We start from the raw sequence: 22463 nt of genomic DNA, 5'->3' as shown, positions 1-22463 counted from the left end.
GCCGGGATCCGCGTACACTGGCTAGCCATGACCACAAAGGACGTGGCCCGCGCAGCGAAGCGCGGCCCTTACGCGAAATCCGAGGAACGGCGCCAGACGATTCTGGACGCTGCGCATGCGGTGTTCGCTGCACGTGGCTACCGCGGGGGATCGCTGCAGGACGTCGCGGACCGTGCAGGGATGAGCCAGACAAGCTTGCTGCACTATTTCCCGTCCAAGCGCGACCTCCTGATGTCCGTCCTGGAACGTCGGGACGAGATCACCAGTGGCGCTTTTCCCGACGACATGGAAGAGGGCTTGGCCGATTCCGTCATCCGGACGGCCCTCTACAACGAGGACATTCCCGGAGTGATTGAGCTTTACACGGTCCTCTGCGCCGAATCGGTCACGGATGAGCACCCTGGCCGGGACTACTTCACCGAGCGCTACGAGCGGTTGCGCGCAAGCTACGGCCGGCGGTTCGAGGAACTCGCAGCTGTTGGCAGGCTCCGCCCGGGCGTGGATCCGGACCAAGCTGCGACCTCCCTGGTGGCTCTCTGGGACGGACTCCAAACCCAATGGCTCCTTGCCCCGGACCAGGTGGACGTGGCCAAGGGCCTTCGCGGCTACCTGGAACTGGTGATCCTCCCGGAACCCAACTAGGGGTCAGCGGGCCAGTTGGGGCAGCCGCGTGGGCGGGTCAGCCGCGGAACGCCCCGATGCCAGTGATGTGTTGGCCCAGGATCAGGGTGTGGACCTCGTCCGTGCCCTCGTACGTTCTTACCGATTCCAGGTTGTTGGCGTGCCGAAGGGGCGAGTAGTCCAGTGTGACGCCGTTGCCGCCCAGGATGGTGCGGGCTTCGCGGGCGATCTTGATGGCTTCCCGGACATTGTTCAGCTTGCCCATGGAAATCTGCTGCGGCTGGAGCTGCCCGGCATCCTTCAACCGGCCGAGGTGAAGGGCCAGCATGGTGCCCTTCTGGATTTCCAGCAGCATGTTCACCAGCTTCTCCTGGGTGAGCTGATAGCCGGACAACGGTCGCCCGAACTGCAAACGGTCAGCGGCGTAGGAAAGTGCGGCCTCGTAGGAATCACGCGCCGCCCCCATGGCGCCCCACGCGATTCCGTAGCGTGCCTCGTTCAAGCAGGAGAACGGGCCCCTCAGTCCCAGGGCGCCCGGGAGGATTGCCGCCGGCCCCAGCCGAACGGCGTCGAACGTTACATCGCACTGAATGGACGCGCGCATGGAGAGCTTGGGCTCGATCGGCGTGGCGGTGACGCCGTCCGTCCCGGCTGGAACAAGGAAGCCGCGGATGCCGTCATCAGTCTTTGCCCACACCACCATCACATCGGCAATGGAGGCGAGGCCGATCCAGCGCTTGGCGCCGTGGAGAATCCAGCCCTCGGATGTCTCACGGGCCTCGGTGGTCATGGACGACGGATCGGATCCTGCCGTCGGTTCGGTCAGCGCGAAGCAGCCGATCAGTTCGCCCGCAGCCATCCGGGGGAGCCATTGCTCCTTCTGCTCCTCCGAGCCCCACTTGTGGATGGCGGTCATGGCGAGTGAACCCTGCACCGAGACGAAGGTCCGGATGCCGGAATCGCCGGCTTCCAGCTCCATGGCTGCCAAGCCATATTCGACGGCGGTCCGGCCGGGACAGCCGTAACCGTCCAGGTGCATGCCCAGGACGCCGAGCTCGCCCAGCTCAGGAGCGATCTCCCGGGGAAAGACCCCGTCTTCGTACCAGCGTGAGATGTTCGGGCGGATCCGCTGGCTGGTGTAATCGCGGACTTTATCGCGTAGGGCCAGCTCTTCATCCGAAAGCAAGGAGTCCAGGGCGAGGACGTCGGAGGTGTTCGTCGTTGAATCTCTCATTCCAGCATCGTAGGCGCCCGCAGCTGCCGGAGCTCCACCCGCTTCAGCGGATGCCTGGAGGCCCTTCAGTAGGATGGGTGCGGGGGCGACACACTTCCCCCATTGCGACTTTGCTATTTTGGGGGATTTTGTATGGCACTGCCTGACGTCGATCCAAGGGCCACAGCGGCCGCCTCGCGACCACAAAGAACTGCGCCGACGTCTTCGGTGCTGCTGCGCCTGCTGCCCGTGGCGGCGGTGGTGTTTCCGGTGTGGATCATGCTCGCCGAATGGGCCAAACAGGGCCTGGACTTCAGCGTGTACTGGTTCGGCGGGAGCATCCTGAACCAGGCCGGTGCCTCACCCTCGGACCTTTATGGCCCCACCGTGGCGACGGCCGGCGGCCCCCAGCTTCCTTTCACCTACCCGCCCTTTGCCGCGCTGGTGTTTGGGTTGTTGGCCCGGTTGCCGCAAACCATGGCCCTCAACCTCTTCAACGTTGCCGGTGTTGCCGTGGCCGGATGGGTGGCGGTCACGATTGTCCGTTACTGGTCATCCAAGACGGACCTCCGGGGCGCGCTCTCCTCCACGAAGGGCTGTTGGATTGCTGCAGCCCTCTTCCTTGCGATCCTCTTCCTGGGACCGTGGCGCGAGACGTTGGCCTTTGGCCAGATCAACATCCTGCTGATGGGCCTCATGGTGCTGGACTTGCTGGTGCTCTCCAGGCGCAGGGGTTCCCGGGCAAGCGGGTTCCTGGTGGGTGTCGCCGCAGGCATCAAGCTGACACCCCTGGTGTTCGGACTGTATTTCCTGATGCGCAAAGACTGGCGTGGCCTGGCGAACATGTCCCTGGGATTCGCCTTTACCGTCCTGCTTGGCTGGGTTGTGCGCCCGGCGGAGTCCTTGAAGTTCTGGGTGGAGATCCTGCCCGACACCTCCCGGATCGGCGGGGCCGGCTACGTGGACAACCTCTCCATCAAGGGTGCGCTGCTGCACTTCGGAGTACCCCAGGATGCCGTGACCTTGCCCTGGCTCGCCCTGAGTCTGGGCACGTTGGTGCTGGCGGCCTTCCTGATCAGGGCAGCGAGCCAACAGGGTGCCCGGGTCGTGGCCGTCTCCACCACAGCCCTGGCCATGCTCCTCATCAGCCCGGTTTCCTGGTCTCACCACTGGGTCTGGATGGCCGTGGTCCTGCCCGCGTTTGCCTGGACCATCAAGGACACCCCGGTGCGCCTGAAGGCCCAGCGGACGGTGATGTCAGCTGTTCTCGTTCTCGCCACCCTGGCGTTCTTCTTCTCGCCCAAGACCATCGGCACAATGCTCGGCGCCGCTGACCTGAACGTCCAGACGCCCGGTATGTGGATCATGGCCTCCAGCGCCGGCGTTTTCTGCGCCGTCGCCATCCTTGCGTGCTGGCTTGGGGCGCTGCGCCGGAACGCTATCCGCACTGACGAGGTGCCGGACGTTCCCACACGGCTGCGGGAGTGGGCCGCAGCCCAAGTCCGCAGCTGAGCAGCCCCAAGTCCAGTTGAGCTGCCCCGACTCCGCAGTTGAGCTGCCCCGACTCCGCAGTTGAGCTGCCCGCTACTCGCCGCGTACCACTCCGGCGTCGGCCCGCTCACCCGTGAAGTAAGCCCGGGTGGAGGGAGCGAAACGGCACACAATTGCCAGGACCACGCCGAGTGCCAGGAGCAGCACGCCGCTCACGAAAGCTCCGCCGATCCCGAAGATCTGCGTATCGCCGTACGCCGGGTCCCACATCTGGACCGCGGAGATGAAGAACGCCGCTGTGAGTGACAGAGCGCCCAGAAGCGGAAGGATGCCCCGGAACCAGAGATTGCGGGCGGAGTCCCGGAGTGTCGAGCGGAAGTACCAGACGCAGGAGAACCCGGTCAGTGCGTAGTAGAAAGCGATGAACAGGCTGATGGCGCTGATGGAGTCGGAGAGCAGGTTCTCGCTCAGGAAGCTCATAACCACGTAGTAGACCACGGCCACCGCGCCCATCACCTGGGTGGAGAAGCCCGGCGTCATGAAGCGCTCGTGGACCTTGCCGAAGCGTGCAGGGAGGGCACCGTGTACACCCATGGACAGTGTGCCGCGCGCCGTCGGCAGGATGGTGGTCTGCGTGGAGGACAGGACGGACGCCAGGACTGCGACGACTATCAGCCAGCCCCAGGGGCCCAGAACGACATCCTTCATGGCCAGGAAGACGTCGTCCTGGTTTGCTTCGTTGCCCAGTCCGATGCCGTCGGTTCCAATGGTCGCGTACATCATCACCAGCAGGGCGACGGAAACGTAGATCGCCACCAGCACGGAAGCAGAGATCACGGCACCGCGCCCGGGAGTCTTGGCCGGGTTCTCGGTTTCTTCGTTCAGGGCGAGGCAGGTGTCCCAACCCCAGTAAATGAACAACGCCAGCAAGGCGCCGTGGACCACGGCACCGGGATCGGCGAACGCCCCAGCGGGGTTGAACCATTCAAAGTCGAACGCCTGCCCCTCGGGCGCGCCGCCTGCGATCCGGAAAATGATCGCGACCGCGAAGATGCCCAGCGAGATGTACTGGATGTAAGTCAGTGTCCTCTGGACGTGTTCGCCCAGCCTGATGCCGCGGTGGTTCACGTAGGTCACGAACACGATGAACAGCACGCCGGTCGCGGTCACCAGCCACTTGTTCTCCGCCAATGAACCATCCCCTACCAGCAGCCAGAGGTACTTCCCGGCGATCTGGGCAAGATTTGCCAGCACCACGATCCCGGCCAGGGCCACGCCCCAACCTCCCAGCCAGCCGGCCCACGGACCAAACGCTTTGCGGGCCCAGAAGAACGTTGTTCCACAGTCCGGCATGGCGCTGTTGAGTTCACGGAAGGCATAGGCAATGAACAGGACGGGGATGAATCCGAGGACCAGGATCAACGGTGTGTAGTTCCCGTTGACAGCAACAATGAGGCCCAGCGTGGCCGCCAGCGAGTACACAGGCGCGGTGGACGCCAGCCCCAGCATGACGGAGTCACCCAGGTCCAGGATCCCTGCGTGGAGGCCTTTGGAAGGTACGACGGCGGTACGGTCGCCGCCCGCCGTGCCGCCACCCGGCGTCGAGGTTTCAGTGCTCATAGTGCAGCTCCATAGGAAGTAGCAGGGGGCGCGACAGGCGCGGGGGAGTCGATGGTGTTGGGAACAAAGCGGCAGAAGTAGTCCGTGATGGGCCCGTCCGACTCGCGGATTCCACACCCTACAGACTCGCCGTCCACCACCCACAGGCCCAGGACCGGGTGGTTTCCGTCGTAGTCGGGGAGCGGATGGTACTGCTGGTAGCACCAGCCTTCCCTGCCATATCCGCCGGGCTGGGAGATGTCGATGCCGGATGCATGGATCCGGATGTTGTCGCCCTCGCGTCCGTGAAGTGGCTTGGCCACCCATTCCTTCAGCGGTCCGGGGTCTCCCAGGTAGGCGGGCAAGAGGTTTTCATGGTTCGGGTAGAGGTGCCACAGGGCGGCCAGCAGGGCTTTGTTGGACAGCAGCATTTTCCATGCCGGTTCCACCCAGCGCGGGTTGTGGGCGCGCTGCAAAAGGCGGTGCCCGAAAGGCTCCTTCATCATCAGTTCCCACGGGTACAGCTTGAACATGGTGCTGATCATGAAATTGTCCAGGTCCACGAACCGGTTCAGGTTGGGATCCCAGCCGATGTCGGACATGTTGATACCGATGGTGGTCCAGCCGCCCTGGCTGGCCACATCGCGCATGTAGGCAGCCGTCATCCAGTCCTCGCCGGACTCCTCGGCTTCGGAATGGGCAACATGCAGGGTGCTCATGCCGGTGCGGAACTGCAATTTCTTCCATTGCCGGATCAGGGCTTCGTGGATGCCGTTCCATTGGTCCTTCTCCGGGAAGACATCCTGCAACCAGAACCACTGGGCAACCGACGCTTCGATCAGTCCTGTGGGGGTGTCGGCGTTGTACTCCAGCATTTTCGCCGGGCCGCCTTTGCCGTCATAAATGAAGTCGAAGCGGCCGTAGATGTCCATGTCCCCGGCTTGGAGCGACTCGGCGGCAAGCTCCAGCGCCTGGCGCCCGATGCCGATGTCGCCCATGGCGCCGCTGGCAAGGTACTTCGCTGCCTCCAGGCACATGAGGTGCATGTCCTCGGCGGTCTTCTCGAGGGTTTCCACCTCGTCCACGGTGAACTCGTAGTAGGCCGATTCGTTCCAGTACTCGATCTTGCGGCCATCGGGCATGGTGGTGGTGGAGAAAACCAGGCCCTGTTCTTCGATCTTTTGCTTCCAGTCCGGCCTGGGCGCGGAGTGCAGTCGACGCACGCCTAGCCTCCCGAGCTTCCGCCGCTTTTGGAACTGCTGCCGAAGCCACCACGACTGACCGTGCCGCCTTTGGTGCTGTATCCCGTGGAGGACTTGGCTCCCTGGGGCACCGTCTTGGTGGCGGTCGGGTAGGAGCTGCGGTTCTGGCCGACGGCGGGCACACTGGCACCGCGCGAGTAGAAGTACCAGGCATAAACCCCGGAGCTCCGGCCTGCGGAGCTGCTGTTGTTGCACTGGTCATCGTCGACGCGCTCGCCGGTTTCTTCGTTGAAACAGACCTGGGCGTAGTCAGCTTCCTGCTCGTTGGAGGCGACGATGGCGGTGATGGTTCCAGCCAGCAGGGCCGTCACGCCCAAGCCCACCACGACGGTGCGGCGCTGGGAACGCTTCTTCTTCTTGGCTGCGGCGGCGGCATCACGTTCGCGTTCGCGTTCGAACGGGTCCACGACGGGGAGGGGTTGCCCCGATTGGGGTTGGCCTGCTGCGCCGCTGGCAGCTGTTGCCCCGGCTGGTACCTTCTTGTTCCTCGCCGGCTTGTTCTTTGCCGGCTTTCCGCCCTCTTCCGGACCGTCTTCGACAGGGGTGAAGAGCTCAGGATGGAGTTCCGGCTTCGGTACCTGCCATGGCGGCGGCTTGGGAGGGTTGTTGGCCGCGTTGAAGGCATCGTTGTTGTCCCCGCCGCTGCCTTTGTTGCCGGCCGCGTCAGGGCTGTCTTTCGGGTCCATGTGTATCCCCCTGGATAGACCGTGGTGTGCCCGGCGCCACGCCGGGACCGGAATGCTCAGAGCAAGCCTAGTCCTTGCGAACGCCGCAGGCACTCACCCCGGCGGAAAGTGGGGAGAAGTACCCACCTTTGGAACCGTGTAAGGATGTAGCCATGGCGGGAACTGAGGCTCAGGGCAACGGCGATGACGGCGCGCTGCTGAGGTTTCCCACCGTGCGCGGTATCGGCCGTGGACGGGTAACGGCAGGACTGGTCCTGGCGCTTCTGTTGCCGCCCGCGGTGGAACTGGCGGTTACTGTCCTTAATTTCCGCAACTTCGCCATGATCATGCTTCTCCAACTGGCCGTGGCTGTAGCGGTAGCGGCCATTGGGGGTCTCTGGCCGGCCGTAGTGGCAGCGGTCCTGGGCAGCTTCCTCCTTAACTACTTCTCCGCAGACCCTGTTGGTTCGTTGTCCATTGCGGATCCCACCACGTTGTTCACCTTGGTGGTCTTCCTGGCCGTAGCCTGCGGAGTGGCCTTGGCCGTGGGCCTGGCCAGCCGCCGGGCGCAGGAAGCGGCAAGGTCAGGGGCGGAGGCCACGGCACTGAGTGAACTTGCCCTCCGGATACTGAGCTCGGATGGGAGCCTGGAGACCTTCCTGGAGAAAGTACGCGGCAATCTCGGCATGGATGCCGTGACGCTCCTCGGCTCGACGGCCACCGCCGCCCGAGGCGCCCCTGCCGAATGGCGCGTCCTCGCCAGCGCCGGCCCCAATCCGCCGGTGACGCATGCCGCTGCCGACCACGCCGCCGTCGTCGATCCGCATTACACGTTGCTGCTGCGCGGAGGGCCCTTGTCTCCGCAGCATCAGCGGATGCTGGTGGCGTTCGGCGCGTTCGTGGTGGCGGTGCGGGAGCGGCAGCAGTTGGTGAAGAGCCGGAGGGACAACATCCGGCTGTCCGAGGGCAACAAGATGAGGACGTCCATCCTCCGGGCGGTGTCCCACGATTTGAGGACTCCCTTGGCCGGAATCAAGCTCGCTGTCAGCAGTCTCCGGCAGGAGGATGTGACGTTTCCCCGGGAAGTCGAGCGGGAGCTGTTGGAGACCATCGAGGATTATGCGGACCGCCTGGACCACCTGGTGGACAACCTCCTGGACATGTCCCGCATTACTGCCGACGCCGTAAATCCGTTGTTGAGCGGGATTTTGTGGTCGGATGTGCTGCCGGACGCGTTGCGGGGCGTGCCGCACGAGCGGCTGCGCAACGAACTGCCACCCAACCTGCCGCCCGTCCAGGCGGACGCAGGGATGCTGGAGCGGGTTGTCGCCAATATTGTGGAGAACGCCATGAAGTACGCCCCCGACTCGGATGTAGTGCTGACGGCCAGGACCGGCGAGGGCATCACCCTGGGGGAGCAGCCCGCCAGCGAACTGCGGATCACGGATCACGGGAAGGGTGTGGGCCACGAGGAGGTCCTCACCATGTTCCAGCCGTTCCAGCGCTTTGGTGATTCGTCTACGGGCGCGCCCGTGGGAGGAACAGGGACCGGCGGCGGAATCGGTTTGGGGCTTGCCGTGGCGAAGGGCTTCAGCGAGGCCATGGGCGGCAGGCTCGCGGCGGAGCCGACGCCGGGTGGCGGCTTGACCATGGTTGTCACCTTGCCGCTGTGGGCAGGTGATCCGCTGTGACGCTGGTGTTGATCGTTGAGGACGAGGCCCGCATTGCCCGGGCCATGCAGGTCACCCTCCAAGCCCACGGATACCAGGCCCTGACAGTGGGCAACGGAGCCGACGCGCTAAGTGCGGCCGCGAAGCATCCGGTCAACATCGTGGTGCTGGACCTTGGCTTGCCGGACATCGATGGCGTGGAGATCATCCGCCGCATCCGCGGCTGGAGCAGCATGCCCATTATCGTTTTGTCGGCCCGGCACGCTTCGGAGGACAAAGTGGAGGCGCTCGACGCCGGTGCGGACGACTACGTGACCAAGCCCTTTGGTTTGGATGAGCTTCTTGCCCGGCTCCGGGTGGCGTCGCGTCGTGTGGTCACCGGGGCCGAAGAGCCAACGTTGGCCACCGCCGATTTCGTGGTGGACCTGGCCGGCAAGCGGATAGTTAAGGACGGGGCCGAAGTCCGGCTGACCCCCACTGAGTGGAACATCCTCGAGCTGCTGGTCCGGAACAAGGGCAAGCTGGTCAGCCAGCAGCAGATCCTCACCCAGGTCTGGGGGCAGGCCTATGCCAAGGAAACCCAGTATCTGCGGGTCTACATCGCCCAGCTGAGGCGCAAGCTGGAACGGGATCCCGCCGAACCCCGCCACCTGCATACGGAAGCGGGGATGGGCTACCGTTTTGATCCTTAATCCCCTGCCCGCCCATCCGTAGACTGGTGCCCATGAACACCGCTTCCGTCCTTGCCGTTTGCCGCGTCCATCAACTGCTTCCCGATCCCCTGGGAAGCGTGGGCGTCACCGCCATCGACAAACGTCCCATCGAGGGACCGGTCAAGGTCCACAAGCTGGGTATCCATGGGGACGTGCAGGCCAGCCGTCTGCATCACGGTGGGGAAGACCAGGCCATTTACGCCTATTCGCAGGAGGACGCCGATTACTGGTCCGGCGAGTTGCAGCGGGACCTTCCCGCGGGAATCTTTGGCGAGAACCTGCGTGTATCCGGCATTGAGACCACGGGTGCTGTGATCGGCGAAAGGTGGAAGGTCGGACTGGATGTGGAACTTGAAGTGACCTCTCCCCGCACACCCTGCGCCACCTTCCAACGCGTTTTGGGGGAACCAACGTGGGTCAAGCGCTTTTCCGAGGCCGGGCGGGTGGGCACCTACCTGCGGGTGGTCAAGACGGGAAGCATCTCAGCGGGGGACCATATCCACCGCACGTTCATTCCCAAGCACGGAATCACCGTTGGCCAGTGGTTCAGCGATCCGACTCCGGAACTGGTCCAGACCCTGCTTGATGCGGAGGCGGACGGGGAGATCCGTTTGCAGGAGGATTACCGCCCCGAGTTCGAAAAAGTGCTGCGGAGGAGCGGACTCTAGCAGCTCCGGATGCCGGGTGTGAACAAGCTCACCCGGCCATCGCGGGTTCTTAAGTCGCGGTGGGGCCACCCTGTGCCCTACACTTGAAATATCCCCCACTCCGGAAATCCCTTTATCCTGCCCAATTCTTGAGGCAGGACTGGTAAGTGTTGGGGCCCGCAAATGTGTGCGGGCATTTTCATAGGGAGAGCCGGCTAAAGAAAACGCTGTACAGACTGCTGGGATAGCAGCCAAGAGATGCAGCGGGAAGTCCTGCCATGGGATTGCGATAGCGCCGGACTTCTTGCGAAAGCAGGGCACCTTGCCTGCTTTTGCGACGAGTAATGCGGCCAAGCCCAACCGGGCCGCGCCGACTGCCCTATGGATGAGGAATTTCCCCCTATGACCGAAAATCTCAACGAAAACTTCGACGCACGGAACACCGACTCCGCTGAAACAGCAGAGGTCACCGCACCCGCCGAAGCTGAAGCACCGGCTGCTGCCGCTGCCCCCGTCGAGACTGCCGCAGCTGAGTCTGCAGCCCCCGCCTTCACCGAAGCTCCTGCCCCCAAGGCAGAAGAGACCGAAGCTCCTGCCCCCAAAGCAGAAGAAGAGGAAGAAGAAGGCGTTAAGTTCGTCGATCTTGGTATCGATGGCCGCGTTCTGGCCGCCCTGCAGGATGTCGGCTACGAAAAGCCGTCCCCCATCCAGGCAGCCACCATCCCCCTGCTGCTTGAAGGCCGCGACGTCGTCGGTCTCGCCCAGACCGGTACCGGCAAGACCGCAGCTTTCGCTGTTCCTGCCCTTTCCCGCCTGGCCGAACTCCACGACCTCAACGGCCCGTCCCGCAAGACCCAGGCCCTGGTCCTGGCTCCTACGCGTGAACTGGCCCTGCAGGTTGCCGAGGCGTTCACTTCCTACGCCAAGCACATTGATGACTTCACGGTCCTCCCGGTGTACGGTGGCTCGGCTTACGGCCCCCAGCTCGCCGGCCTGCGCCGCGGTGCCCAGGTTGTTGTCGGTACCCCCGGCCGCGTGATCGACCACATCGCCAAGGGTTCGCTGGACCTCTCCGAGCTTCAGTACCTCGTTCTTGACGAAGCTGACGAAATGCTGCGCATGGGCTTCGCCGATGACGTGGAGCAGATCTTCCAGCAGACCCCCGAGAGCCGCCAGGTTGCCCTGTTCTCTGCCACCATGCCGGGCCAGATCCGCCGCATGTCCAAGCAGTACCTGAACAACCCTGCCGAAATCTCCGTGAAGTCGAAGACCACCACGGGTGCCAACACCAAGCAGCGTTACCTCCAGGTCATGGGCCCGCACAAGCTGGACGCCCTGACCCGCATCCTTGAGGTTGAAGACTTCGACGGCGTCATCGCCTTCGTGCGCACCAAGATGGCTACCGAGGACCTTGCCGACAAGCTGAAGTCCCGTGGCTTCCAGGCTGCCGCCATCAACGGCGACATCCCGCAGCAGCAGCGCGAACGCACTGTTGACGCGCTCAAGGAAGGCCGTATCGACATCCTGGTAGCTACCGACGTCGCGGCCCGTGGCCTTGACGTTGAGCGCATCAGCCACGTCATCAACTACGACATCCCCCACGACACCGAGTCCTACGTGCACCGCATCGGCCGCACCGGCCGTGCAGGCCGTTCCGGTGACGCGATCCTCTTCATGACGCCGCGTGAGAAGTACTTGCTGCGTTCCATCGAAAAGGCCACCCGCCAGCCGGTGGAGCAGATGCACCTGCCGACCGCGGAGACCGTCAACACACTTCGCCTGGGCAAGTTCGCCGAGCGCATCACCGAGACGCTCGCGTCCGAGGATGTTGCTGCGTTCCGCGACCTCATCGCCTCCTACGAGGAAGAGCACAACGTTCCGGCTTCGGAGATCGCAGCCGCCCTGGCCGTCATGGCGCAGGGAGGACAGCCCTTGCTGGTCAAGGAACTGCCCGCAGCTCCGGAGTACCAGAAGCGCGAGCGCTCCAAGGACGGCTTCGGTTCCCGTGGCCCGACCCGTGCGCTCACCGAGGGCAACGCAACCTACCGGATCGCCGTCGGACGCCGCCAGCGCGTCATGCCGGGCTCCATCGTGGGTGCCATTGCCAACGAAGGCGGCATTTCCTCCGCACAGATCGGTGGCATCGACATCCGCTCGGACCACTCCCTGGTGGAGCTCCCGGCAGACCTGAGCCCCGAGCAGTTGCGCGCACTGTCCCGCACCCGCATCGGTGGCGAGCTGATCCACCTTGAGCTGGATAACGGCCGCAGGCCCAACAGCGAGCGTGGCGGCTACTCCGGTGGCGGACGCGGCGGCTACGGCGACCGTGAAAACCGCGGAGGCGGCAACTTCAAGGGCAACGGCGGATTCAAGAAGGAATTCCGCAAGTCCGACGGCGAGCGTTCCTCCGCTGACCGTGGCGGCCGCTCCTACAGCGACCGCACCGAGCGCACGGCAGGCAGCTACGGCGACCGCGACCGCGGCCAGGCCAGCGGCTCACGCTTCGGTGGTCACGGTGACGGTGCCCGCAAGCCCCGCACGGGTGGCGAAGGCAGCAACCGCGACTTCAACCGCAAGGGCAAGTGGTAAACACCAGCCCGGTAGTAAACATTAGGTAGTTCCCTTCAGGGGGCCGGCTTTCGAGCCGGCCCCCTGAGGCATTTAACGGGCCAGTCCCGGTCTTGTTCGCCCGACCCTTCGCGTTGTGCAGCGGGATATCGGGCAGGACCGGGTTCCGCCCGGCTGACACCGGCCGTACGATCGAGGCACAGACCGAACCGCGCAGAACAGGGGAGTGCTCCATGGGATTGCTGGATAACTTGAAGAAGAACCTTGGCTTCGGGGACAAGAAAGACGGGGACCGAGGCCATAGGGACACAGAGCACGACGACAGGCAACACACGGACAGCGTTCCTGCGGACAGCGTCGCGGCCGCGCCCCAGGAGGACCAGACTGCCGTGACCCAGGCCGCGGAGGACGCCGCCGCCGTCGAGGTTTCAGCATCGGACACTGCCGCAGCCGAAGCCGCGGCAGCCCAAGCTGCGCAGCAGCAGGCAGCAGCGGACGCAGCAGCCGCAGAGGAGGCCTCGCAGGAGGGACTGGAACCCGATGCCCCGGAAGTGCAGCCACAGGCGCAGGAGGCGGCCGCTGAGGCCGCAGCAGGGACAGGACAGCCCGGGCCGGTGGCGCCGCGTGTCACCGAAGTCGTGGTGGAACAGGGGGACACCATGAGCGGGATCGCTGCGCAGTTCGGAGTGGACCTTGGTGCCTTGATCGCAAGCAATGCGGACACGGTGCCCAATCCCGACCAGATCTACCCGGGCCAAGTGCTGCGCCTGCCCTGATTTTCTCCGTTTGTAGATCAGCAAAAGTGCGTCTTTGCAAATTGTGTCGACGCGGTTTTTCCCCGTCGATTCGCCGATTTGTAGCTTCTGAAAACGTCCGGTAGAGTATTTACTCGTTGCCCCCCTAGCTCAGTGGTAGAGCGCGTTCTTGGTAAGAACGAGGTCACCGGATCGATTCCGGTGGGGGGCTCTGGATGAGGGCCTGTGTCAAGGCGGTTTTGACCGGCTTGACACAGGTTTTTCTCATTCGTGGCGGTGTAGCTCAGTTGGTTAGAGCGCACGACTCATAATCGTGAGGTCGGGAGATCGAGCCTCCCCACCGCTACAGAGCAAGACCCCGCAGATGTTGTCTGCGGGGTTTTTCGTTTATGGGACACAATGGGTCCATGAGCCGAATCGCGATTATTGGCGGCCACGGGAAAGTGGCCCTGCATCTGTCCCGGATTCTTAGTGGTGAAGGTCACGACGTCACGTCGTTCATCCGCAATCCCGACCACGTGGCGGATGTCACGGAGACGGGCGCCTCCGCCGAGGTGCTCGACGTTGAAAATTCGACGACGGCGGAACTCGCCCAAGCGCTCCGGGGCCATGACGCCGTGGTCTGGTCCGCAGGCGCAGGCGGAGGCAATCCTGCCAGGACATACGCCGTGGACCGGGACGCTGCCATCCGTTCCATGGTCGCCGCGGCAGAAGCGGACGTCCAAAGGTATGTCATGGTTTCCTACCTCGGTGCTTCCAAGGATCACGGGGTCCCTCCGGAGAACCCCTTCTTCGCCTACGCGGAGTCCAAGGCCGCGGCCGATGACTACCTGCGCGGCACTGAGCTGGACTGGACTGTTTTGGGCCCTGGCACCCTGACGGACGACCCCGCCACCGGCCTGATCGAGCTGAACCCGGAAAATCCGGGCGAGGGCACCGGGACCTCCCGGGCCAATGTTGCGCTCGTCGCTGCGGCCGTCCTGGAACTGCCCGGGACCGTTGGACGTACCATCCCGTTCAAGGACGGGACCGAGGACGTGGTGGACGCCCTCACCAAGGACTGACACCCGGACCGGTTCCCCTCATGGGTGGGCTGCGGTCGGGGGAAGGCCTGTGCCTCGGGATATGTTGGTAGGGAACTTTTCCGGTGTTGCCCGGGGAAGGGCCTTACACCATCCGGGGAAGCAGGAAAATGGACCAGCTGGCGCTCATAGTCGGATTGCTGCTTGCAACGGTGGTTGCTGTTGGCCTGGGGGACCGGCTCCGGCTTCCTTATCCGGTCCTGATGCTGCTCCTTGCGGTCGCGCTCACCTTCATTCCGGGCTTCCCCGAGTTTGAAATTTCGCCGGAACTGATCCTGCCGATCTTCCTTCCTCCGTTGCTGTTCGCCACGGCGCAGAAGAGTTCGTGGGCGGTGTTTCGGGTGCGCTGGCGGACACTGCTGCTGCTGGCCGTTGCCCTGGTGGTGGTCTCCACTGCTGCGGTGGCCGGTGCTGCCTGGCTCATGATTCCGGGCATTGGAATCCCTGCTGCGATCGCATTGGGTGCCATGGTGGCGCCCCCCGATCCCGTGGCAGTGGAGTCCGTGGCCGGGCGGGTGCATATGCCGCGCCGGCTCGTGACGGTCCTGCAAAGCGAAGGCCTCTTCAACGATGCCGCGGCCATCGTGATCTTCCAGGCCGCCGTGGCCGCCACGATGTCCGGCAAGGAAGTGGGCCCGGAGGTGATCCCCCAGTTCGTGCTGGGCGCGGCACTGGCTGTGGTGATCGGCATTGCCATGGGCTTGCTGACCCGGTTCATCACCAAGCTGGTGACTTCCATGGTGGCCCGCAGCGCCGTGACCTTGGTGGTTCCTTTTGCGGCGTACATCCTCGCCGAAGAGCTCCACGCCTCAGGTGTGGTGGCCGTCGTCGTCACCGCTTTGGAACTGCAGCGCCATGCGCGTCCCCAGGACGCCGCTGAGCGCGTCACCAGGACAGCCTTCTGGGACGTGGTGGAGCTGCTCGCCACGGGCCTTGCCTTCGGCCTGGTGGGGCTGGAAATCCGCCAGGTCATCCGGGACGAAGGAACAGCCATCTTCGGGATGATCGGGATGGCGGTTGTCATCTGTGTTCTTGTTTTCGTGGTGCGGTACCTATGGCTTGGGCTGCTTGCCCTGACGGCCCGACGGCGGCGCAACCTCCTGCAGCCCACCTCGCCCAAGGAGGTGCTGATCCTGACCTGGTGCGGAATGCGCGGGCTTGCCACGTTGGCGCTTGCGTTGGCACTGCCGCTGACGTTGCCTGACGGCAGCGATTTCCCCGCGCGGCACGAGATCCTGGTCATTTCCTGCGCCGTACTTCTGGCCACCCTGGTTCTTCCCGGGCTAACCCTCCCATGGCTGATGCGGGTTCTGGACGCCACGGAGGACGGCTCCCATGAAAAGGACGCAGCCAAGGAGCTGGCCAAGCGGGCCCAGTCTGCCGCAGTTGCCGCCCTCAAGGAGCACGATCTCATGAAGGAACTTCCGCCGGAGAAGGTTGCCTTGATCAAGGAGAAGATGCGGCGTCTCCACGCCGAACTGCTGGACGGCACCTTGCGGAATGAATCGGCGGCCGAAAAGCGCAAGCGGGGACGCGAACTGTCCATCGCCGTGCAGACCATTGCCCTCGATGCGGCACGCCAGGAAGTGGTGGCAGCCCGCAACGAATTGGGGACCGACCCCGAGGTCGCGGACAGAGTCCTGCGTCAGCTGGACCTGCGCACCATGTCGATGCCGGACTAACCGGCCACTCTGTTTTTCGGCGCTTTATGTGTCGACGCTTAGTGTTTCGACGCCGGGTGTTTCGGTAAGGAGGCCGGGTAAAGGTCCAGGGCGTGTTCCTCTACGTAGTCCAGGGCGTGGCGGATTGCGCCAAGCGACACGATCCCGTCGCCCAGGACCGAGGCAGCCAGCCGCGGGGGAGTAAAGGTGAAGTCCGGCAGCTGCTTCGCAATGCCAGGAAGCAAAGCTTGGGCCGAGGGTGCCACGCCGCCTGCAATGACCACCAGCTCAGGGTTGACCAACGTGGCGATGGAACCGATCACCCGGGCCATGCGCCCTGCCACGCGCTCCAGGGCCTTCAAAGCGGCATGATCGCCGTCGGCTGCTGCCTTGAAGACCATTTCAGCGGTCAGTGCGGCGGGATCGTGGCCGCAGAGTTCGCCCAGTACCGAGTTGTCCCCCGGCGATTCAAGGGCCTCCTGTCCCCAGAGCACTGCGTAGTGGGCTATTCCGTAGGTGTCGCCGACGCCGTCTACGTTTTCGAGGAACCCGAGCTCCCCGAATCCGCCACGCTGGCCGTGCAGCAAGCGGCCGGACTCCAGGATGCCGGAACCCAGCCGGTCGCCGGCCAGCATGACCACCAGGTTGTCCACGCCTTGGGCTGTGCCCTGCCATCGCTCGGCCAACGCGGCCAGGTTGGCATCGTTTTCCAGGAGTACTTTCCATCCATGCCGCTCGGAGATGATCCCGCGGACATCGAAGGACTTCCAGAATTCCTGGGCGGTCAGGACTTCCCCGTCACGGCTGACCGGGGCAGCAACTCCGACGGAAACGGCCAGTACGGAGTCCGCTGTCGCGCCCGCCTTCTCCAACGCGTCTGCTGCGATCTTGTCCAGGACATCGGCACGCTCATCGGCGCCCACGGTGTCCGTCCGGAAGGACATGGTGACTTGGGAGAGTGGAGTGCCGGCCATGTCAGCCACGATCGCGGTGATCTTGTTGGCGCCGATGTCGATTCCGATCACGGTGGCCGCGCTGTCGTCGAAAACGAAGCGTCGGGCCGGCCTGCCTTTGACGTATTCCCCGGCTCCCCGCTGGTTCTCCAGTTCCTGGAGCCACCCGAGCCTGACCAGTTCGTCGCAGATGGAGATGACCGTGGCGCGGGAGAGTCCGGTGGACGCCATCAGTTCCGTGCCTGTCACCACTCCGGCGCCGCGCATGGCCTTGAGCATCGCGCCGGCATTGACCCGGCGGACGAGTTGGGTGGACGGAGCAGTTCCGGTCAGCATTCCGACTCCCGATGGATGAAGAAGCCGCCCATCGGAGTGACGGGACGGTGCATCTAAATTTAGTGCATAAATTTAGATGACAACACATTTCGTCTACCACTTGACGCTGTGGCGCCCATCACCCAACATTATCGATGGGTTATAAATTTATCACCTATCAAAAGTTGGGGACGAGGCCGCGGCCGGCCACTCCGCCATGGCATGGAAGCCATCCGGAGTTCCCGCGACGAAAGGACTACGGAGTCTGTGAAAGCAACGCGCAGGAAACGCCTGGCGGCGATGGTTTTGGGGTTGGCCCTCCTGGCCGGTCTCCTCTCGGGCTGTACCGGGGCACCAGGCAAGGAGACCATCCGCTTCACCTTCAGCAAGCGGGAGGCCATCGGCTTCATGACCAAGCTCGTCGCAGACTACAACGCCTCCCAGGACAAAACCGAGGTAGTACTGGACACCTCTGGCGTGGACGTCGTTTCGGCCAGCTTCGTCAGGGGCAACCCGCCGGACGTGGCCTTGGCGAACTACAACATGGAGACTTCCCGCTTCGTGCAAAGGGGAGCACTCAGTGACTTGTCCGGCACTGAAGCTGCCGGCCGTATCCGTGGGGACCTCCAGCCGCTTATGGACCAGTACGGTTCCTATCCCGGCCGCACCAGTGCATTGCCGTACTCGGTTATGGCGTCCTCGGTGATCTACAACAAGGAGATCTTCGCAGCGCACAACATCGCCGTGCCCAGGACCTGGAGCGAACTGATCGCAGCGTGTGATGCCCTGAAGGCAGCGGGTGTCACCCCCTTCTACGCCACGTGGAAGGACGACTGGACGATTGCGCAAGGATGGTTCGACTACTCGGTGGGCGGCCAAGTGGACACCCTTGACTTCTTCAAGAAGCTCGACGCCGAAGGCACCCGGGTGGGGCCGGATTCATCGGCGTCCTTCCAAAAGGATTTTGACCAGCCCGTGGGGAAGATGCTGACGCTGGCGCAGAACTACGTCAACAAGGATGCCGCGAGCCGGGCGTACGGGGACGGCAACCTCGCGTTCTCCCAAGGCAAGGCGGCCATGTACCTGCAGGGGCCCTGGGCGTTCAGTGAAATTGCCAAGACGGCCCCCGGCATGGACCTGGGTACGTTCCCCTTGCCGATGACCGAGGACCCCCAGGATCTGCGCGTCCGCGTCAACGTCGACCTTGCGGCCTGGATCCCGGAAGCGTCACAGCACAAGGAAGCCGCGCGCGACTTCCTGGAGTACCTCTACCGTCCTGAAGTAATCGACTCCTACAACGCATCGCAGCTGGGCTTTGCGCCCACCAAGGATTCCGCCAAGGCCACCGACCCCCGGGTTGCGGGAATGGTGGAGTACTACGAGCAGTCCCGCGTGTACCAAGGCCCATCGGTGCTGGTTCCGCGCACCATCCCCATCATGAACTACACGCAGGCAATCGTCTTCGGCGCATCCCCTGCATCCACCCTCCGCACACTCGACGCAGATTGGGCGCGGCTGGCGTTCCGCCAGTAGTGCAGATTCCAGGGAGTCAGACACATGTCCAGCATGACCACGTCATCCACATCCACCACGTCCGGCCAAGGGCAAGGCCGCCGGCAAAAGGCCGGCCCCGCATTGCGTAGCAAGCGCCGGGTGGAACCCATCTTCTACTTCTTCCTGGTGCCGAGCCTGGTCCTGTTCACCCTGGCCATCACGGTTCCCGGCATTATCGGCATCTTCTTCAGCTTCACCGACTCCATCGGAATCGGGGACTGGGACTTCGTCGGCCTCACCAACTACATCGCGATCTTCAGTGATCCTGCCATCCTGCAGAGCTACCTGTTCACGTTCGGTTTTTCGATCGTCACGGTAATCGCCGTCAACCTGGTTGCCTTCCTGCTGGCTGTGGGACTGACCGCGCGCATCCGGATGAAGACAGCACTGCGGACGGTCTTCGTTATTCCGATGGTGGTCTCCGGCATCATCATCGCTTACGTCTTCAACTTCCTGTTCTCGAATTCCCTGCCCGCGGCCGGCGCTGCGGCTGGAATCCCGTGGTTGGAAAACAGCCTGCTGGCCAACCCGGACCTTGCATGGATCGCGGTGGTGCTGGTGACTGCCTGGCAGGCCGTTCCGGGAGCATTGCTGATCTACATCGCGGGGCTGGTGGCCGTGCCGGGGGATGTCTACGAGGCCGCCGAGATCGATGGTGCCGGAAAGTTCCAGCAGCTGACAAGGATCACGCTTCCACTCGTTGCCGGCTATGTGGTAATCAACGTCATCCTCGGTTTCAAGGGCTTCCTGAACGCCTTCGACATCATTGTGGGGCTGACGAACGGTGGCCCGGGTACCTCCACCAGAAGCATCGCCATGACAGTGATTGCGGGCTTCAATGGCGGGGACTACGCCTACCAAATGGCGAACGCCACGATCTTCTTCGTGGTCGCCATCCTGATCTCTCTCCTTCAGCTTTCGCTGACTCGCGGACGGAACGCACTCTGATGACCACTCAAGCCCTCACCATTGATGACACCCAACACGGGACCGGTACCCGGACCGACCGGCGGAAGAAAGCTGCTCCGTCCCCGGAGCGCGTCAACTGGCCGGCAACCACCATCCTTGTGCTGTGTGCGGTGACTGTCCTGCTGCCCCTGTATGTCACGATCTCAATGGCCTTCAAGACCCAGGGCCAGGCAGTGGACGGCAACGCCTTTTCCCTTCCCGCACCGTTCAGCATTGACGGCTTCGTCCAGGCATGGACCTTGACGAATTTCCCGGTGGGCGCTGCGATGTCGTTGCTGGTCACGGCGGGGACCGTCGTGGCTACCATCGTCCTGGCTGCCTTTGCCTCATATGCAATCGTGCGCAATTGGGAACGCCGGTTCTTCAGGTACTCGTTCTTCTACCTGCTGGGTGCCATGTTCATTCCGTTCCCGGTGGTTGCCCTCCCGCAGATCCAACTCACGGGCCGCCTCGGACTGGACAACCCTTTCGGCGTCATCCTCTTGGCTACCATGTTCCAGCTGAGCTTCAGCGTGCTGCTCTTCACGGCGTTTCTGCGTTCAATCCCCATGGAACTTGAAGAGAGCGCCAGGATTGACGGAGCCACCACGTGGCAGACCTTTTGGAAGCTGATCTTCCCGCTCCTGGCACCCATGAGCGCCACAGTAGGGATCTTTGCCTTCCTCTATGCGTGGAATGACTTCATGATGCCGTCGCTGATCATTTCGGATCCGGCGCTGCAGACGCTTCCGGTCCGGCAAAACCTGTTCCAGACCCAATTCAGCAACAACTACCACGTGTCTTTTGCCTCGTACCTGATGGCGATGGCACCGGCAATCATTGCCTACCTTTTCACGCAGAGGTGGGTCATGGCCGGTGTCACCCAAGGCGCCGTCAAGGGCTAGACCAAATATTGACCTTCCGCGACCGGCGTTTCATACTGGTCCCGGAGCTAAATTTAGATTCTAAATCAAAGGAGTTTCGTGAGCACCTCCGCCACTCAGGCACACCGAACCGACGCAGACCGCATGTCCGATCCCAACTGGTGGCGCCAGGCGGCTGTCTACCAGATCTACCCGCGTAGCTTTTATGACGCGAACGGAGACGGTCTGGGCGACATCAAGGGCATCACGGCCAAGGTTCCCTACCTGAAGGAACTGGGGATCGACGCCGTCTGGCTGAGCCCGTTCTATCCGTCAGCGCTCGCCGACGGCGGATACGACGTCGACGACTACCGCAACGTGGACCCGAAGCTCGGGACGCTCGAGGACTTCGACGAGATGGCAGCTGCCCTGCACGCAGCCGGCATCAAGATCGTGGTGGACATCGTCCCCAACCACTCCTCCGACCGTCACGAATGGTTCAAAGAAGCCCTGGCATCGCCCAAGGGCTCAGCGGCTCGCGAACGCTACATCTTCCGTGACGGCAAGGGCGAGAACGGCGAATTGCCGCCGTCGGACTGGGACTCGGTGTTTGGCGGACCCATCTGGGAACGGATCACCGAACCCGATGGCACCCCGGGGCAGTGGTACCTGCACATCTTCGCCAAGGAGCAGCCGGACTTCAACTGGGAGAACCCGGAGATCCGGGAGGACTTCCTGAAGACCCTGCGCTTCTGGTCGGACCGCGGCGTGGATGGTTTCCGCATCGACGTAGCCCACGGCATGGCCAAAGACCTTTCCGAGCCGCTGCCCATGAAGGCGGACCTTGAGGCAAAGGCCCACGGCACCGACGGCTTCATCGACGGTTCCCACCCGTTCTGGGACCGCGACGAAGTCCACGAGGTGTACGCCGAGTGGCGCAAGCTTTTCAACGAGTACAACCCGCCGCGCACCGCTGTGGCCGAGGCCTGGGTCCACGAGTCCCGCCGTGCCCGTTACGCCAGCCCGGAAGGTCTCGGCCAGGCATTCAACTTCGACCTGCTGCAGTCCGACTTTGATGCCGCGTCGTTCAAGAAGATCATCACGGACAATCTGGTGGCCGCCAAGGAGTCCGGAGCTTCATCCACGTGGGTCTTCTCCAACCACGACGTCGTCCGGCACGCCACACGCTACGGCCTGCCCAAGGGCGGTTCCGTGGCGCAGGGAACCAACGCGGCACAGGACATCACGGGCGGAGAGCCCAAGGGCCAGGACGGTAAAGGCTGGCTGCTTGCCGGCGCTCCGGCCGAGGAACTCGACGTCGAACTCGGCTTGCGTCGCGCCCGCGCCGCGACGCTCCTGCTGCTTGCGCTTCCGGGCTCGGCCTACCTGTACCAGGGGGAGGAACTGGGTCTTCGCGAAGTAACGGAAATCCCCGACTCCGAACGCCAAGACCCGTCGTTCTTCAGGAACCCGGGCGTGGAGATCGGCCGCGATGGTTGCCGTGTCCCGTTGCCGTGGACTGCGGAGGGCTCCTCCTTCGGCTTCGGTACCGGCCAGGCGCACTTGCCCCAGCCCGAATGGTTCGCGGACTACGCCGTAGCAAAGCAGGAAGGCGTCGAGGGTTCCACCCTGGAACTGTACCGGCGGGCACTCCGCCTGCGCAGTGAACTGCAAACGGATGAAGAACTCGAGTGGGTGGAGACCGGCAACGCCGAGGTGCTGCACTTCAGCCGGCCCGGCGGATGGCACACGGTCACGAACTTCGGCGGGGAGCCCGTTGACCTGCCGGAAGGTGAGCTTGTCGTCGCAAGCGGTCCGTTGGACAACGGAAAGCTGCCGTCCGACACCACGGCCTGGATCGTTGCCAAGGCCTAAAGGAGCCA

General features: G+C 63.7%; 18 protein-coding genes and 2 tRNA genes. 15 read left to right on the top strand and 5 right to left on the bottom strand.

The annotated features are described in order from the left end of the window. The first annotated feature begins 27 nt into the window (after positions 1–27). Positions 28–642 (top strand): TetR/AcrR family transcriptional regulator, encoded by a 615-nt coding sequence (locus HMI60_RS14680; protein ID WP_018776759.1) that lies wholly within the window; start codon positions 28–30, stop codon positions 640–642. Between the two features lie 37 nt (positions 643–679). On the opposite strand, the gene HMI60_RS14675 is transcribed toward HMI60_RS14680, so the two are convergent. Continuing rightward, positions 680–1855 (bottom strand): acyl-CoA dehydrogenase family protein, encoded by a 1176-nt coding sequence (locus tag HMI60_RS14675; RefSeq protein ID WP_193589856.1) that lies wholly within the window; start codon positions 1853–1855, stop codon positions 680–682. Between the two features lie 132 nt (positions 1856–1987). On the opposite strand from HMI60_RS14675, the gene HMI60_RS14670 reads away from it, so the two are divergent. Continuing rightward, a complete protein-coding gene (locus tag HMI60_RS14670) occupies positions 1988–3346 on the top strand; it encodes a glycosyltransferase 87 family protein (RefSeq protein ID WP_227453540.1) in 1359 nt (452 codons plus the stop codon). Positions 3347–3418: 72 nt separating this feature from the next. Here the strand turns inward: HMI60_RS14670 and HMI60_RS14665 are convergent, their stop codons facing one another. The 3 genes from HMI60_RS14665 to HMI60_RS14655 are packed head-to-tail and all read right to left on the bottom strand — an operon-like array spanning position 3419 to position 6872. After that, positions 3419–4945 carry an APC family permease gene (locus HMI60_RS14665; protein ID WP_193589855.1) on the bottom strand — a complete coding sequence of 509 codons (1527 nt, stop codon included), beginning with the start codon at positions 4943–4945 and terminating at the stop codon, positions 3419–3421. Beyond that, positions 4942–6147 (bottom strand): glutathionylspermidine synthase family protein, encoded by a 1206-nt coding sequence (locus tag HMI60_RS14660; protein ID WP_193589854.1) that lies wholly within the window; start codon positions 6145–6147, stop codon positions 4942–4944. Before HMI60_RS14660 ends, HMI60_RS14665 begins: the two co-directional genes overlap by 4 nt. A gap of 2 nt (positions 6148–6149) precedes the next feature. Continuing rightward, the gene (locus HMI60_RS14655) at positions 6150–6872 is read right to left on the bottom strand and encodes a Tat pathway signal protein (protein ID WP_193589853.1); all 723 of its coding nucleotides are present in this window, start codon (positions 6870–6872) and stop codon (positions 6150–6152) included. Positions 6873–7024: 152 nt separating this feature from the next. Between HMI60_RS14655 and HMI60_RS14650 the strand changes: the two genes are divergently transcribed. The 9 genes from HMI60_RS14650 to HMI60_RS14610 all read left to right on the top strand — a co-directional run bounded on the left by HMI60_RS14650 (position 7025) and on the right by HMI60_RS14610 (position 15968). Next, positions 7025–8542 carry an ATP-binding protein gene (locus HMI60_RS14650; protein ID WP_018776753.1) on the top strand — a complete coding sequence of 506 codons (1518 nt, stop codon included), beginning with the start codon at positions 7025–7027 and terminating at the stop codon, positions 8540–8542. Further along, positions 8539–9213, top strand: a complete 675-nt coding sequence (locus HMI60_RS14645) for a response regulator (protein ID WP_018776752.1) — start codon at positions 8539–8541, stop codon at positions 9211–9213. The genes HMI60_RS14650 and HMI60_RS14645 overlap by 4 nt, the downstream gene beginning before the upstream one ends. 32 nt (positions 9214–9245) lie before the next feature. After that, positions 9246–9902, top strand: coding sequence for an MOSC domain-containing protein (locus HMI60_RS14640; RefSeq protein ID WP_193589852.1), 657 nt, complete (start codon positions 9246–9248; stop codon positions 9900–9902). Between the two features lie 381 nt (positions 9903–10283). Continuing rightward, on the top strand, positions 10284–12470 hold the full coding sequence (locus tag HMI60_RS14635) for a DEAD/DEAH box helicase (RefSeq protein WP_079580800.1): 2187 nt from the start codon (positions 10284–10286) through the stop codon (positions 12468–12470). 212 nt (positions 12471–12682) lie between these two features. Continuing rightward, positions 12683–13225, top strand: coding sequence for a LysM domain-containing protein (locus HMI60_RS14630; protein WP_193589851.1), 543 nt, complete (start codon positions 12683–12685; stop codon positions 13223–13225). A 118-nt stretch (positions 13226–13343) separates the two neighbouring features. Beyond that, a tRNA-Thr gene (locus tag HMI60_RS14625) sits at positions 13344–13415 on the top strand. Positions 13416–13476: 61 nt separating this feature from the next. After that, positions 13477–13550, top strand: a tRNA-Met gene (locus HMI60_RS14620). A 61-nt stretch (positions 13551–13611) separates the two neighbouring features. Continuing rightward, positions 13612–14268: an SDR family oxidoreductase gene (locus HMI60_RS14615; protein WP_018776748.1), complete on the top strand. Its 657-nt coding sequence runs from the start codon at positions 13612–13614 to the stop codon at positions 14266–14268. A gap of 128 nt (positions 14269–14396) precedes the next feature. After that, positions 14397–15968 (top strand): Na+/H+ antiporter, encoded by a 1572-nt coding sequence (locus HMI60_RS14610; RefSeq protein WP_039242464.1) that lies wholly within the window; start codon positions 14397–14399, stop codon positions 15966–15968. A 38-nt stretch (positions 15969–16006) separates the two neighbouring features. Here the strand turns inward: HMI60_RS14610 and HMI60_RS14605 are convergent, their stop codons facing one another. After that, positions 16007–17236, bottom strand: coding sequence for an ROK family protein (locus HMI60_RS14605; protein WP_110503813.1), 1230 nt, complete (start codon positions 17234–17236; stop codon positions 16007–16009). 279 nt (positions 17237–17515) lie between these two features. On the opposite strand from HMI60_RS14605, the gene HMI60_RS14600 reads away from it, so the two are divergent. The 4 genes from HMI60_RS14600 to HMI60_RS14585 all read left to right on the top strand — a co-directional run bounded on the left by HMI60_RS14600 (position 17516) and on the right by HMI60_RS14585 (position 22455). Next, the gene (locus tag HMI60_RS14600; protein ID WP_181423261.1) at positions 17516–18748 is read left to right on the top strand and encodes an ABC transporter substrate-binding protein; all 1233 of its coding nucleotides are present in this window, start codon (positions 17516–17518) and stop codon (positions 18746–18748) included. A gap of 24 nt (positions 18749–18772) precedes the next feature. After that, a complete protein-coding gene (locus tag HMI60_RS14595) occupies positions 18773–19717 on the top strand; it encodes a carbohydrate ABC transporter permease (protein WP_110503815.1) in 945 nt (314 codons plus the stop codon). After that, positions 19717–20622 carry a carbohydrate ABC transporter permease gene (locus HMI60_RS14590; protein WP_193589850.1) on the top strand — a complete coding sequence of 302 codons (906 nt, stop codon included), beginning with the start codon at positions 19717–19719 and terminating at the stop codon, positions 20620–20622. Before HMI60_RS14595 ends, HMI60_RS14590 begins: the two co-directional genes overlap by 1 nt. A 78-nt stretch (positions 20623–20700) precedes the next feature. Next, positions 20701–22455 carry a glycoside hydrolase family 13 protein gene (locus tag HMI60_RS14585; protein WP_055971610.1) on the top strand — a complete coding sequence of 585 codons (1755 nt, stop codon included), beginning with the start codon at positions 20701–20703 and terminating at the stop codon, positions 22453–22455. Positions 22456–22463 lie beyond the last annotated feature (8 nt).

The sequence above is a fragment of the Paenarthrobacter sp. YJN-D genome, assembly GCF_015040335.1.
Lineage (GTDB): Bacteria > Actinomycetota > Actinomycetes > Actinomycetales > Micrococcaceae > Arthrobacter > Arthrobacter nicotinovorans.
Note: the sequence above shows the minus strand (reverse complement) of the source record. Positions and strands in the feature narration are given on the sequence as shown.